Source organism: Terriglobales bacterium (assembly GCA_035691485.1).
Classification (GTDB): Bacteria; Acidobacteriota; Terriglobia; order Terriglobales; family Acidobacteriaceae; genus JAIQGF01.
Genome location: DASSIZ010000014.1, coordinates 13,877 through 26,797, shown reverse-complemented (window position 1 = coordinate 26,797; position 12,921 = coordinate 13,877). Strand labels below are relative to the sequence as shown.

The window sequence follows — 12,921 nt, the reverse complement described above, 5'->3', positions numbered from 1 at the left end:
GGCTGTTTGGATTAAGTTTTCTCCCCGTTCCCCTGCCTCCCCTGCGGTTATTCTTGTGCCAAAACGAGTTGAAATGAGCGATTCACCAACCGACTAAATGACTGTCCTTACCCAAAGCGGCCCGGCTCCGAGTGCGCCACGCGTCGCGTCACTTCAGTTGCGCACCGCCTACGGAGTCTGTCGCCACATCACGCGCAAGTCGGCGCGTAATTTCTATTACGGTTTTCTCGTCTTGCCGCGCCGCAAGCGCGACGGCCTGAGCGCCATCTATGCCTTCATGCGCTACGCCGACGACATCAGCGACGACCCGCAACTCACGCCTGACGAAAAGCGACTGAAACTCAATGAGTGGCTCGAATCTCTGCACCGCGTAGTTGGCGGCGAGCGCACCGACGATCCCGTTCTGATGGCAACCGCCGACAGCCAGCGCCGCTTCAAGATTCCCATCGACCTGCTGGAAACACTGGTTTACGGCACCGCCATGGACGTGCCTCGCCCCGAACTCCCGCAGCCCGTGCCCGGGAATCCCCAATTGATGTACCGCAGCTTCGACGACCTCTATAACTACTGCTACCACGTTGCGTCCGTTGTCGGCCTGGTTTGCATTCGAGTTTTTGGCTATCGCGACCCGGCGGCCGAAATTCTTGCCGAACGCTGCGGCATCGCCTTCCAACTCACCAATATCATTCGCGATGTGAAGGAAGATGCCGCCATGGGCCGCATCTATCTGCCGCAAGAAGACCTCGACCGCTGCGCCATCGGACCCTCGATGTTTCGCTCTCCCAACCCTGCGGCCTTCCGCCCCTTGCTGGAGATGGCAGCCGACCGTGCCCGCGAGTTCTACGGTTCCGGACGCCAGTTGATTACCTATATTGACGAAGACAGCCGGCCGGCGCTTTGGACCTTGATCGAGATCTACAGCCGTCTTCTGGAAAAAATTGCCGGCCGCAACTACGACGTCTTCACCGAGCGCGTGCGCCTTACCACCTACGAAAAGCTCCGCATTTTATCCAAGGGCCTGTGGCGGCGGATCAAGGAATGACCGCCCAGGAATCTCCGTCGGTGGCGATTGTGGGAGGTGGTCTGGCTGGCCTGGCCGCCGGCTGTGCCCTGGCCGGTGCTGGATACAACGTCTCGCTGCTCGAGCGGCGTCCTTATCTCGGCGGACGCGCTTCTTCCTATCAGCATCCCGGAACCGGCGAAGTCGTCGATAATTGCCAGCATGTCCTGCTTGGCTGCTGCACCAATCTCATCGACCTCTATCGCCGCGTCGGCGCCGAAGAAAAGATCCGCTGGTACCGCCAACTAACCTTCATCGAACCGGGCGGCCACCGTTCCGTGATCGAGCCCGGTCTTCTGCCCGCGCCATTTCACAGCGCGACATCGTTCCTCGGTGCGTCGTACCTATCCTTCTCCGACAAATTGGCAATCGCTCGCGCCATGCTGGCTCTTGCTGGCCGCTTACCCGATGACAACAGCGCACCCTTCCTGACCTGGCTTCGCGCGCATGGCCAAACTCAGCGTGCGATTGATCGCTTCTGGCGAGTGGTGCTGGTAAGCGCTCTGAATGAAGATCTTGACCGCATGTCGTCCCGCTACGCTGCCCAGGTGTTTCGTGAAAGCTTCCTGAAGTCGACCGAAGCCGGCGCGCTTGGCCTGCCTGCCCTGCCTTTGTCCGATCTTTACGCCATTGCCGGCGATTACATCCAGCGCCAGGGCGGAAGCCTTCAACTCCGCGCTGCCGCCGATGCCTTTCGCCCCGAGTCCGCCGCGGTCCGCATCTGTTTCGCAGGCCACGACCGCACGTTCGATTATGCCGTGCTGGCCGTGCCTTTCAACGTGCTCGCGTCCATGTTGCCGCCGGACGATGCCGCCGCTGCCCCGCTGCGCTGCATGCTCGATCGCTTCCAGACTTCGCCGATCACCGGCATCCATCTTTGGTTCGATCGCCAGATCACCGACCTGCCACATGCTGTGCTTCTCGATCGCACCATCCAATGGATGTTCCACAAGAGCAGTTTCCAGGAAACCGAAAAGTCCGGCGGAAGCTACGTGGAGCTGGTGATCAGCGCGTCCAAGACTCTGGTGGACAAACCCCGGCCAGAAATTCTTGATCTCGCTTTGCGGGAACTGTCGGAATTCTTTCCCGAAGCCAGAAATTCCAAGCTGCTGAAATCAACAGTCATCAAGGAGGTGAACGCCACTTACGCGCCCCTGCCGGGCGCCGACGCCCACCGCCCGCCGCAGGCATCCCCCTGGCCGCGGGTTTTTCTTGCCGGCGATTGGACCGCCACCGGCTGGCCCGCCACCATGGAGGGTGCCGTACGAAGCGGCTATCTTGCCGCCGAAGCGCTTACCCGCGCCGCGGGGACTCCCCAAAAGTTCCTTGTCGAAGATTTGCCGGCGCGGGGCTTAATGCGATTCTTCAAGCAACACTGAACCACTAGCCGCTACCTCGCCACCAACGCCACGCCCGCAGCTACCAGAATGGCAGCCAGCCATCGGCGGCCGTCCACGTGTTCGCGCAAAAAAATTTTGGCGACGATTGCATTCGCGATAAACGTCAGGGAAGCGGACGCCGGCGCCACCAGGCTGACGTCCGCCCAGGAAAGAGCGAACAGGAGGGAAAAGAATGCGCACGCCATGAATGCGATTCCGATCCACAGCGTCGGATTACCAAGTACAACTTTAATTGTATTTGCTAAACCTGTTGTTTTAAAGGTATTTCCTACATCGCCGCTTTGCTTCATTGCCAGCGATGTCAGCACGTCGCCGGCGGTCGAAAATATCACCACCGCCAGGATGCTGCCCCAGGTATAGTGCAGGCCGGTCACGCGGTTCCTGCCGCTGGCGGTGACGGTTGTGCCCCGCGTGCAGTCGCCGTCTTGGCTGGCCCTGCTGTCACAAATCCAACTCCTAACGCGATCAAGGCAATTCCCGCCCAGCGCCAGGGCGAAATGTTTTCATGCAGGAAGAACTTGGCCATCAGCGCCATCAGGATGTAGCCGACCGCAGTAGCAGGAAGAACGTAGGTGAGATCCGCAAACGAAAGGGAACTGAGATAGCTGACGAAGAACAGCAGCAGGAGAATGATTCCCGCCCCCACCCAGGGTGTGAAGATGGCGTGGATGGCCCCGGTCCAGTGGCTCAGCGAGAGAGTTCCCACGGCTTTCATGCCGCGTGACAGCGCGACATCGCCGCAAGCGCCAAATAACACCACCCCGGCCAGGGTGGCTTTCTCACGGAAGTTCACAAAAGGTCGATCTCAGGCGTTGGCGGGTTCCACCACCGACGGCTCCCTCTCAGAAACCGGTTCGCCTCCTGATGGCGGCGCTGGGGGTGCAACTGGCTTCTGCCTCTGCTGTTTCACCCAGCGGTTGCGATTGGCACGAACTTTCAGGAAGCCTTTGGCTTCATGGTAGAGCCGTTTGCGTTCCTCGGAATTGAAAAACGCCTTTTTCACGATCCGGAACACCGCCTTCGGACGGAAATAGTATTCGTCGTAGAAACGATGCACTGCCCCAATGATTTCTTCCGCCGGCAGCCCCGGATATTCGATATGCGCCAGCTGGTGCCCGCCGGCATCCACCATCTCCCGGTTCGCCAAAAAGCCGTTGCTCAGGGCGAAGTCGTACAACTCCGTCCCCGGGTAAGCGTGCGCAACGGAAACCTGGATGGTTTCAACGTCCAACTCTTTCGCGAAATCGATGGTGCGGCGGATGGTCTCGCGAGTTTCCCCCGGTAGGCCGAGAATGAAATCTCCGTGGATTACCAGCCCCAGCTTGTGACAGTCCTTGGTGAACTGCCGCGCCCGCTCCAGCGTGGCGCCCTTCTTGATGTTCTTCAGAATCTGCTGGTCCCCGGATTCAAATCCCACGATCAACAGGCGACACCCGGCCTCTTTCATCGCTTTCAGCGTGTCGTAGTCCGTGGTCACCCGCGAGGTGCACGACCAGGTCAGTTTCAGCGGCTTCAGCTTCTCGCACAGCTCAATCGTCCGCGCCTTCTGGATGTTGAACGTATCGTCGTCGAAGAAGAATTCCTTGACGTAGGGCCAATATTCCTTGGCCTGCGCCATCTCACGCGCCACCGCGTCGGTGGAACGCTTGCGCCACGGATGTCCACTCAGCGTCTGTGGCCAAAGGCAGAAGGTACATTGCGCGGGACACCCGCGCGTCGTGTACAGCGAAACAAACGGATGCAGCAGGAATGGGACGTTGTAACGCCGCACGTCTAAATCGCGCTTGTAGACCTCGGTAACGTTCGGCAGGGCATCGAGGTCGCTGATCTGCGGCCCTTCGGGGTTATGCACCACCTTGCCGTTCTTGCGGTAGGAAATTCCCGGAATTTCCTCCAGCGGCTTGCCCTTGGCAAAATCGGTGACGGCGTAGTCAAATTCCTTGCGCGCCACGAAATCAACGTATTTCGCCTCGTTCAGGCTCTTCTCCGGCAGCACTGATACATGCGGCCCCACGAAGGCAATCCTGATTTTCGGATTCGCTGTCTTGATCGCCTCGGCCAGCTTTATGTCGCCGGGAAATCCGGGAGTGCTGGTGAACAGGACCAGGAATTCATAATCCTTGGCGATCCGGATCGTCTCTTCTGCCGAAATGTGGTGCGGAGGCGCATCCAGTAGTCGAGCCCCTTCCAGCATCCCTGTCGGGTACGCCAGCCACACCGGATACCAGTAAGACTCAATCTCCCGGGTAGCCGGCCACCGGGATCCGGCGCCACCGTCGAAATTTTCGAACGAAGGAGGATTCAGGAATAGCGTTTTTAATGGCATGTGTTGGGTCGCGTTATCTTAACACCCTCCCACAGAATGAGATGGACCGGCTGTGTTAACCATGCAAGAACTCTCCCTCGGTCCACGGGAAGAAAAGTCCTCAGATCCCCATGTTCCCTGCAGACTAGCAGGGGCCGCCACCGACCCCAAGGTTATTCAGGCTGAACGGTAGCTTAGATGCCCCGAAAGGTAGTTAAATTCAACTTATTAGCTCTCTCTCCAGTGATCAAATAGTGCCCTCGCACTGTTTTGGGAAGCCCATCTGAAAAACCAAGCGGAGCTCGCTTCATTCGGGATTCCGTCAACTCCGGACCAGTTACTGTCTGCCCAGCGCCCAATCTTCCAGCTTGCCTGCAGCCCGGAGCAGTTGCAGGCGGGCCTTTTGGAGCTCGAACCCGGTATCGAGGTACGTCGAATACTTGTCGTTCATCTCGATGCGGGCGCTTTGCAGCTCACGCGGACCCGGCGGCGGTACAGCAGTCTGTCCAGGCGCTGCGGGGGTGCCCGGAGCCTGCGACTGGATCCGTGCCTCAATCGCGTCCGCCTGTCCCTGTGCCAGCTGGTAATCAAGCTGCGCCACCTGTTCGGCGGCGGTCAATTGCTTGATGGCGCGTGCCAATTTCAGCGTGTCGGTTGACACCTGCTGCTTGGTGACATCGGTCTGTCGCTGCGCCTTCACCGCTTCGGCGTCCGCCTCTTCGGCCCGCGCTCGCTGCGGGTAATTCAGGAATGGAAATCGGATCGCCACTCCCAGAGTCGCGTTGTTCTTCTGGAAGCGGTTGAAGTACAGGTCGTAATTGTTGTACTTGGAAAACAACCCATATTGCCCCACCAGGTCGATGACCGGCCACATCAGTTTGTGCTCGCCGTTGGCGCGTAGCTTCTTTGCCGATGCCACCTGCTCTGACGCCTTCACTGCCGGGCTGTTCGACAAGGCCGCGCCCGCAATGTCCTCTTGCTGGCTGAGATCGGGGATCTCAGGGATGGTTTCGGTCACGGTTTCAATCGACGCGCTGGGCAACCCCGTTAACTGCCCCAAACGTTCCCGCAGGACGTCGGCCTGTCCTTCGGCCTCGGCATGGCGCATGCGGACCTGGGCTGCCGCCAGCTTGGAACGCGTCAACTCCAATTGGCTGTCTACTCCGGCTTGCACGCGGTCGCTCACCACGCTGACCAGCCGGTTGGCCTCGTTCTGTTGTTCGTTCAGCACGCGCACTCGTGAAGATGCCGTATCCAGCTGGATGTATGTGATCGCCGCTTCCAGCAGCGTGGCTGCACGCTGGTCCTGTGTCGTCATCGTCGATGCCTTCCACTCCTGCAGCGCCGATCTCATGAAGTCCCGGCCCGCCGGGCTGTATAGCGCTGACTGGTAATTCACGCTGACGATGGCCGGCGCTGATCCTTCGATGCTCAGCGGAAATCCGTACGTCTTGGCGACTCCCGAGCCCAGGACCAGTTGCGGCAGAAACACGTTGCGCATTTCAAGATAAGCCGCTCGCGCTCGCGCTTGGTCCGCCGCCGCCACCGATGCTGATCCCCGCCTTTCTACCAGTTCCATCGCCCGTCGAAAGGGAAGCGGCTCACCCCAACCACCGGTCGAAGAGACCATCATGAACATGAAAAGGAACGCCTTCAAGAATCCGTGTACACAGGCTTTCATCGCTTCACCTACCCTGATTCGAACAGCAGGCGAGTATAACAACCGTGATTGCTGGTTGGCGCTGCGCGTCGGTCTGAGTAGTCTTCAAAATTCCGGGTTGCGCGTTGATCGCGGCAACTCCGAAATTCTTCGGCCCAATGACCCTTCGATTCGTCAATCCTGCGACCAACGATTACACTTATTTCAGACATGATCAGCGGCGAAACCTGGAGAACGGCCCTCGACGCCTTGCGGGCCAACAAGTTCAAGGCCTTTCTTACCATGCTCGGCGTAGTCATCGGCAGCGCCTGCCTGGTGCTGGTGGTTACCGTTGGCCTCACCGGCAAGCAATACATCCTTGCCCAAATCGAAGGCATCGGCGCCAATCTGATGTACGGCTATCACATCGGTGCCGGCCCAGCGCAAGCTCGTCCGCTCGGTGATGAGGTCTCGCTCGCCGACCTGCAAGCTATCCGCGCTTTGCCTTTTGTCAGGCACGCCGCCGGTACCTTCGATACCCAGGTCGCCATCACCGTCGCCGGAAGAGAATATGCGGTCAGCGTAATTGGGGTGACCAACGATTTCGATAAAGTCCGCAGTCTCGATGTGGTGCGCGGCCGATTTCTTGACAACATCGACATTCAGAACCGCGCTAAGGCTGCCGTCATCACCGAACACCTGGCCAGCCTGTTGGGGTTCGAAAATCCCGTCGGCCAGCAGATCAAGGTCGCCAGTCTCGCCCTCACCGTGGTGGGCATATTCAAGGAACGGGTCGCCACTTTTGGCCAGACCGAAATCACCTCCGATTCCGTCATCGTTCCATTCCCGCTGATCAGGGATCTCACCGGTACAGAGTTCATCAAGACCTTCTACGCCCAGGCGGACAGCCCAGACGACGTGCCGCTGGCAACGCGTGCCGTCGCCGAACTGCTGCAGAGCCGCCACCGTCCGGAAGCGGTTTATTCCGTGCAGAACCTGGCTGCCATGTTGAGCGCCGCACGCAGCATTTCCAATGCCCTCACCATCGTGTTGCTTATCGTCGCCTCCGTCACCCTCATCATCAGCGGCATCGGCATCATGAATATCATGCTGGTGACCGTCACCGAACGAACGCGTGAAATCGGGGTCCGCATGGCCATCGGCGCGCGGCGCAGCGAGATCGAGTGGCAGTTCCTGATCGAGGCCTTCATCATCAGCGGCATGGGCGCTCTGGTGGGAATCACGATTGCCGTGGCGCTCCCCATCGGTGCACAACTCATCCTGTTGAACGGACTTTACCTGCCGATTTCGTGGCTGTCGGTCGTCGTATCGCTGGTGGTATCGTGCAGCATCGGCATACTGTTCGGATACCTGCCGGCACGGCGCGCGTCGGCTCTGCAGCCCACCGAGGCGCTGCACTACGAGTAGCCTGGCTTGGCAATCGCGCAGCGACCCGGCGGCCCGATCCGACCCACGGCGGCGTTGGGGGCTCGCGCATTTTCTGTATTCAGCCCAACAGGAAGTTGGATACGTCCTATGCCCAATACTACGTGCGCAGCGCCGACGCTAGCGGCGACTGAGCCCGCCTCCGTCCGGCCCCATGTCGCCTTCACGCCCGTCACCTTCCTTCTTCTGCTGCTCTTGACCGTGGCCGCGGTGCTGGTGCATGGCTATCATCCCGAAGTCGAAGACGCAGAGATTTATCTTCCCGGCATCAAGCAGGCGCTGAATCCCCACCTCTATCCCCACAACCAGGCATTCTTCGCCTCGCATGCCCACCTGACGTTGTTTCCCAACCTCATTGCCGCTTCGGTGCGGTTGTCGCATGTCTCCCTGGACTATGCCGTACTTGCCTGGCATCTGTTATCCGTCTTTCTGCTCTTGCTCGCTTGCTGGCAGATCGCTCGCCTGTGCTTTGCCAGCCCTCGTGCGCGCTGGGGTGCGGCGGCCATGGTGGCCGCTCTGCTGACCATCCCGGTGGCCGGTACCCGGCTCTACATGATGGACCAGTACCCCAACCCGCGTTCCCTATCCGCTCCCATGCTCCTGCTGGCCATTGTGAGCGCGGTGGAGCACAAATGGATCCGGGCCGGCTTGTGGGTGGCGCTCACCGCCCTGATCCACCCATTGATGGTGGTCTTCGGTTTCGCCTACGTGCTGCTGGTCATTGCTCTGGAGCGCAGGGAGAAACTTTCCATCGCCGCTTGCCTGTTCCTGCCCTTGCGCTTATTTCCCCCTGTAACCGACGCTTACCGCGAGATCCTCAACACACGCGGGTATTTTTTTCTTCTGCGCTGGGAGTGGTACGAATGGCTGGGAATTCTAGGCCCCATCGTGTTGCTGTGGTGGTATCGGGGGCTTGCCGGCGGCCATGAACTGCCTCGCCTGAAGCTGATGAGCTCAGCCCTGATCCTGTTCGAGCTGCTGTTTTTTGCCGCCGCCTTGGCGCTGACCATTCCTCCACGCTTTGCCAATCTGGCAGAGTTGCAGCCTATGCGGTCCCTGCATCTGGTCTACATTCTGCTCTTCGCGTTAGGCGGCGGACTGCTGGCCGAGTTCGTGCTGCGAGACAAAATCTGGCGCTGGCTACTGCTTTTTGTGCCCCTGTGCCTGGGCATGTGGTACGCGCAGCGGCAGCTCTTTCCCGCCACTTCGCACCTGGAGCTGCCTTGGACCAGGACGCGGAACGACTGGGTGCAGGCTTTCTTGTGGATTCGTCACAACACCCCCGTCGACGCCTACTTCGCTCTCAATCCCAGGCACATGGGCTTGCCCGGGGAGGACCAGCACGGCTTTCGCGCCTTGGCCGAGCGCAGCATGCTGGCCGATGCTATCAAGGACAGCGGTGCCGTCAGTATGTTTCCCCGGCTGGCGGAGGAGTGGCAGCGGCAAGTGCGCGCCCAGGAAGGCTGGTACAGTTTTCAGGTGGCAGATTTCCAGAAACTAGGCCAACGATTCGGAGTCGATTGGGTGATAGTTGAGCACCCGGTGGCAGGTATGGATTGCCCTTATCGCAATTCCACCGTGCTGGTGTGCAGAATTCCTGCGAAACTTTACTAGCCGTGTAGCTGACGTCTCCTAGAAGAACTCGGCCATGTCGCCCGCGATGGCCGCCGAACCGGGCAGGTTCGGTACCCCGAGCCCCTTCAGGACGAGCCGCAACAGCGCCGCGTGATCGTGGCTGACGTTCGATTGAAAACCTTTCTTTACCCCGGTTCCCGCCATCACCATGGCGACGTGCCCGCCACCGCCTGCCAGGTCCGAGAGCGCGCCTTCATCGAACACGACAATTAGTAGCCCGCTCGCTTGAAAGTTCGGGTCATTCAGAAGAGGCCCGATGTTCTGTTGCAGCCACGTATCGGCGGCCGCCAGTTTGTCATTATCGGAGCAGGTCGTCCCGCCATTCAGACAATCGTGCGCGTTGTGTTGCAGGTTCGGGATGATGAACGAAAAACTCGGCAGCTGCCCCGCGCTCAGATCGGCGCTGAATTGCGGGAAGGGCACCAGGTTCGCTGCCTGCGCTGTGCCAATCACGTCCGTGAAATAGGCAAACGGATTGTGGTGCTTCACGTAGGGATACTTGTCCCCTCCCGTGTAACCGACCGACGGCAAGCTCTCGGCGTACGACTTCCAACTCTTTCCGGCAGTCACCAGTTCGCGGACCATGTTGTCGTCCGCTACCGGGCCAGGAAATTTATCGTCCATTGTGATCAACTGCCCGGTCGTCAGCATGAAGTAGTTCGGAAGCGAAGGATGGGCGTTGGCATCGTACTGCGTCGCGACCGAGTTCGCGGTAGCCAACTGATTCAGGAAGGGCATCGCGGAATTGCCGATCACCTGGGAATAGCTGTGGTTCTCCTCCAACACGACGACCACGTTCGCAAACCGCGGGAACGATGGTGCTCCTGCTGCTGATGGTCCCGTGGTCAGGGCCCCGACCGCGGAGTTTGTAACCCCCGCAGCCCCGCCGCAAGCGCAGAGCTGAAGTGCCACCGCCGACGTGAGTAGCAGAGCAGAGAACCGCAAGACGGAGTCGCGCACACTCTCTAAGAGGGGACGAATGGAAGCTGAGTTGTACCCCGTTTTGGCGTCGTCCCGGACGTGGCTGTGGTGGGTCGGCTTCAGCCAAAAGAAAAAGGCACACCCAAGGATGTGCCGGCTTCCACTCTGAATTCTGAAATTTACTTGCTGTTCAACCTGTCGAGCGCCTCGCGTGCCCGGTCGTAGTCGCTGGCCAAGGCCAGGGCTGCCTTATATTCCGCCGCCGCGCCCGCCTTGTCGCCTTGCTTCTCCAGGATCGACCCCAGCAGGTAATGCGCCTGGAATGCCGGAGCTTCCTCGACCGTCGCGCCGCCCGCCAGGTACTTACGGACACAGTTGGCGGCGCCCACAAGGTTTCTCCCCGCGCCGAACAGGATCTGCGCCGCGTCAAACAGCACCGTCGGGCGTTTCTTGTTCGCCGCGATCGCTTGCGTGATCGCCATCTCCATTTCATCCAGTCGCTTCTGCCGGCTGTAGAACGAGGCCAGATTCAGCCAGTAGCTGCCCTGGTTATGGCTGGCCTCGATGGCGGCGCGGTATTCCCGCTCCGCCTCATCGAATTTATTTTCTTTCGCCAGGATGCTCGCCTGCAGCCAGTGCGCAAGCGCCTCGTCCTGCTGCGCGATGGCATCCGCCTCGCGCCGCGCCTTGCTCTTTCCGCCGCCCATGAACCCAGGCGCTTCCAGGTAGAACTCTGCTAGATCGGAACGCGCCGCCACGTTGGAGGCATCCAACTCAACCGCGTGTTCAAATTCCTGGCGGATTTGCTTGGTCAGCTTTGCCGCCGTGACGAAGTTCGAATGGTCGGCTTTCTCGGCATACGCCCGGCCCAGCCACATGTGATACTCGCTGACTTTCGGCGCCAGGCTGACTGCCTTCTCGCCCGCCTGAATTGCCGAATCCCACTTCTGCTTGGCGTAATAACTGCGCGAAAGCAGGTTATACGCCTCGGCATCGCTCGGCGCATTCTTCAGCCGCAGGTCCAACGCCTTGATCGCTTCGTCCACCCGCCCCGCCGACAACAGGTCCTTCGCTCCCAGTGTGACCGGCGCCGTGTTGGTTGCCCCTTCCGTCGTCGCGCCGGCCCGGGCGACGCCCAGGCTTAAGGCCAACAGAGCGGTGATCATCAATCCAGTTTTTCTCATTATTCCTGTACCACCCGTACCGAGATGCCCGGCTTCAGCGTCTGCTGGTTCTCCGCGTTCAGCGCGACTACTGCGCCGTCCTGCAGTCCTTGGGTGACTTCCATCCTGGTGAGATTTGCCAATGAAGTTTGCACGTCCCTCCGGACCAACTCCCCGTCCACGACCTGGTAAACGAAGCGCTTGCCGTCATCCTGGTGAATGGCCTCGCGCGGCACGGTCAGCGCATTGTCGTGCTTTGCCGTAACGATGGTTACATTAACGTTCACGTTCGGCAAAAGTTTCTCTTCGGGATTCTCCACCATGCAAGTGAACTGGCCCACGTTGCGCGTGCCGAGAGTAACTACCGTCGTCGGTACCTGCGTTATCTTCCCGTCCCAGCTCGTGTTGGGAAGCGCATCCCAGGTGACCCTCACCTGCTGTCCGGGCTGCAGTCGGCCCACGTCAGGCTCGTCGACGAAGGCCCGTAACTGTACTTTCTGCAGGTCGGCTACCTCGACCAGCAATTCGCCGGTCGCGACAAACTGCCCGGCATGAACCGGCAGGTAATACACCAGGCCATCGTGCGGCGCGGTAACGTTGGTTTGCCGCAGAAGTTCTTCTGCCGCCGTGTAGGCCGCCTTGGCGTCGTCCTTCTGCGCCTGGACCTTGGCCACCTCGGGCCCCGAATATCGCGAACTTAGTTTCTGCTCCAGCAACGAAACCTGCGCTTGCGCCACCTTCAGCCGATTTTCCGCGTCCGCTACCTCTCCCGGCGAAGCCGCGCCGCGCTCCTGCAGTGCGCGCATCGCTTGCAGATTTCGTTGCGCCGCATCCCGCTGGGCCCTGGCGGTGGTCAATTGCGATTGCGTTGTCAAAACTTCCTCGCGCGTTCCGCCGCTGCGCACCGAGTTCAAATCCGCCTCGGCGGCTCGAATCTGCGCCTGTGCCCGCGCCGCCTGCGAGCGGAACCCGGCGTTATCCAGCTCCACCAGCAGTTGCCCGGCCTTCACATGTTGGCCTTCCCGGACCAGTACTCGCTTCACCGCTGTGGCCGCCGGCGAGTGCGCCTCAAAATTGTTGATCGGCTCGATTTTGCCGTTGGTTTGCACCGTCGCGGTAATCGTCTCCCGGCTGGCTTTGGCGGTGTGTACCGGCACTTCACGCCGACGCGACATGAACGCCGCCAGGATGATCACCGCTACCACAATCGCGGCCAGGATCACCCACAGCCGGTGCACCCGGCCGTACCAGCCGCCTTTCGGATTCTGCTGCCTGGCCATTGCCAATCAACCAGTATAACTTAACCGTAATCCACTCAAAGACATACGTATCTAGTAAGACACCGCGCCGGA

At 60.0% G+C, this 12,921-nt stretch carries 11 protein-coding genes; 4 read left to right on the top strand and 7 right to left on the bottom strand.

Translation table 11 applies throughout. The annotated features are described in order from the left end of the window. Positions 1 to 97 precede the first annotated feature (97 nt). Both VFI82_02305 and hpnE read left to right on the top strand, forming a co-directional pair. The gene (locus VFI82_02305; GenBank protein ID HET7183488.1) at positions 98 to 1,042 is read left to right on the top strand and encodes a phytoene/squalene synthase family protein; all 945 of its coding nucleotides are present in this window, start codon (positions 98 to 100) and stop codon (positions 1,040 to 1,042) included. After that, complete coding sequence (gene hpnE / locus VFI82_02300; GenBank protein HET7183487.1) at positions 1,039 to 2,439, top strand: hydroxysqualene dehydroxylase HpnE; 1,401 nt, start codon at positions 1,039 to 1,041, stop codon at positions 2,437 to 2,439. Before VFI82_02305 ends, hpnE begins: the two co-directional genes overlap by 4 nt. Positions 2,440 to 2,450: 11 nt before the next feature. Here hpnE and VFI82_02295 read toward each other — a convergent pair whose 3' ends face one another. The 4 genes from VFI82_02295 to VFI82_02280 all read right to left on the bottom strand — a co-directional run bounded on the left by VFI82_02295 (position 2,451) and on the right by VFI82_02280 (position 6,446). After that, the gene (locus VFI82_02295; protein ID HET7183486.1) at positions 2,451 to 2,834 is read right to left on the bottom strand and encodes a hypothetical protein; all 384 of its coding nucleotides are present in this window, start codon (positions 2,832 to 2,834) and stop codon (positions 2,451 to 2,453) included. Continuing rightward, the gene (locus tag VFI82_02290; protein ID HET7183485.1) at positions 2,831 to 3,253 is read right to left on the bottom strand and encodes an EamA family transporter; all 423 of its coding nucleotides are present in this window, start codon (positions 3,251 to 3,253) and stop codon (positions 2,831 to 2,833) included. Before VFI82_02290 ends, VFI82_02295 begins: the two co-directional genes overlap by 4 nt. Before the next feature lie 12 nt (positions 3,254 to 3,265). Beyond that, entirely contained in the window at positions 3,266 to 4,786 is a 1,521-nt protein-coding gene (hpnJ, locus tag VFI82_02285) for a hopanoid biosynthesis associated radical SAM protein HpnJ (protein ID HET7183484.1), read from the bottom strand. A gap of 316 nt (positions 4,787 to 5,102) precedes the next feature. After that, complete coding sequence (locus VFI82_02280; protein HET7183483.1) at positions 5,103 to 6,446, bottom strand: TolC family protein; 1,344 nt, start codon at positions 6,444 to 6,446, stop codon at positions 5,103 to 5,105. 189 nt (positions 6,447 to 6,635) lie between these two features. Between VFI82_02280 and VFI82_02275 the strand changes: the two genes are divergently transcribed. After that, positions 6,636 to 7,832 carry an ABC transporter permease gene (locus tag VFI82_02275; GenBank protein HET7183482.1) on the top strand — a complete coding sequence of 399 codons (1,197 nt, stop codon included), beginning with the start codon at positions 6,636 to 6,638 and terminating at the stop codon, positions 7,830 to 7,832. Between the two features lie 108 nt (positions 7,833 to 7,940). Beyond that, positions 7,941 to 9,464, top strand: a complete 1,524-nt coding sequence (locus VFI82_02270) for a hypothetical protein (protein ID HET7183481.1) — start codon at positions 7,941 to 7,943, stop codon at positions 9,462 to 9,464. Positions 9,465 to 9,482: 18 nt separating this feature from the next. On the opposite strand, the gene VFI82_02265 is transcribed toward VFI82_02270, so the two are convergent. The 3 genes from VFI82_02265 to VFI82_02255 form a co-directional block, all read right to left on the bottom strand. Then, complete coding sequence (locus VFI82_02265; protein HET7183480.1) at positions 9,483 to 10,280, bottom strand: alkaline phosphatase family protein; 798 nt, start codon at positions 10,278 to 10,280, stop codon at positions 9,483 to 9,485. Between the two features lie 305 nt (positions 10,281 to 10,585). Beyond that, positions 10,586 to 11,590: a tetratricopeptide repeat protein gene (locus tag VFI82_02260; GenBank protein HET7183479.1), complete on the bottom strand. Its 1,005-nt coding sequence runs from the start codon at positions 11,588 to 11,590 to the stop codon at positions 10,586 to 10,588. Then, complete coding sequence (locus tag VFI82_02255; protein HET7183478.1) at positions 11,590 to 12,849, bottom strand: efflux RND transporter periplasmic adaptor subunit; 1,260 nt, start codon at positions 12,847 to 12,849, stop codon at positions 11,590 to 11,592. The genes VFI82_02260 and VFI82_02255 overlap by 1 nt, the downstream gene beginning before the upstream one ends. Between the last annotated feature and the right edge of the window lie 72 nt (positions 12,850 to 12,921).

Excerpts from the sequence above, each read along its gene's own strand:
- VFI82_02305 (HET7183488.1), top strand. The coding sequence starts at position 98 with ATGACTGTCCTTACCCAAAGCGGCCCGGCTCCGAGTGCGCCACGCGTC.
- hpnE (HET7183487.1), top strand. The coding sequence starts at position 1,039 with ATGACCGCCCAGGAATCTCCGTCGGTGGCGATTGTGGGAGGTGGTCTG.
- hpnJ (HET7183484.1), bottom strand. The coding sequence starts at position 4,786 with ATGCCATTAAAAACGCTATTCCTGAATCCTCCTTCGTTCGAAAATTTC.
- VFI82_02280 (HET7183483.1), bottom strand. The coding sequence starts at position 6,446 with ATGAAAGCCTGTGTACACGGATTCTTGAAGGCGTTCCTTTTCATGTTC.
- VFI82_02275 (HET7183482.1), top strand. The coding sequence starts at position 6,636 with ATGATCAGCGGCGAAACCTGGAGAACGGCCCTCGACGCCTTGCGGGCC.
- VFI82_02270 (HET7183481.1), top strand. The coding sequence starts at position 7,941 with ATGCCCAATACTACGTGCGCAGCGCCGACGCTAGCGGCGACTGAGCCC.
- VFI82_02260 (HET7183479.1), bottom strand. The coding sequence starts at position 11,590 with ATGAGAAAAACTGGATTGATGATCACCGCTCTGTTGGCCTTAAGCCTG.
- VFI82_02255 (HET7183478.1), bottom strand. The coding sequence starts at position 12,849 with ATGGCCAGGCAGCAGAATCCGAAAGGCGGCTGGTACGGCCGGGTGCAC.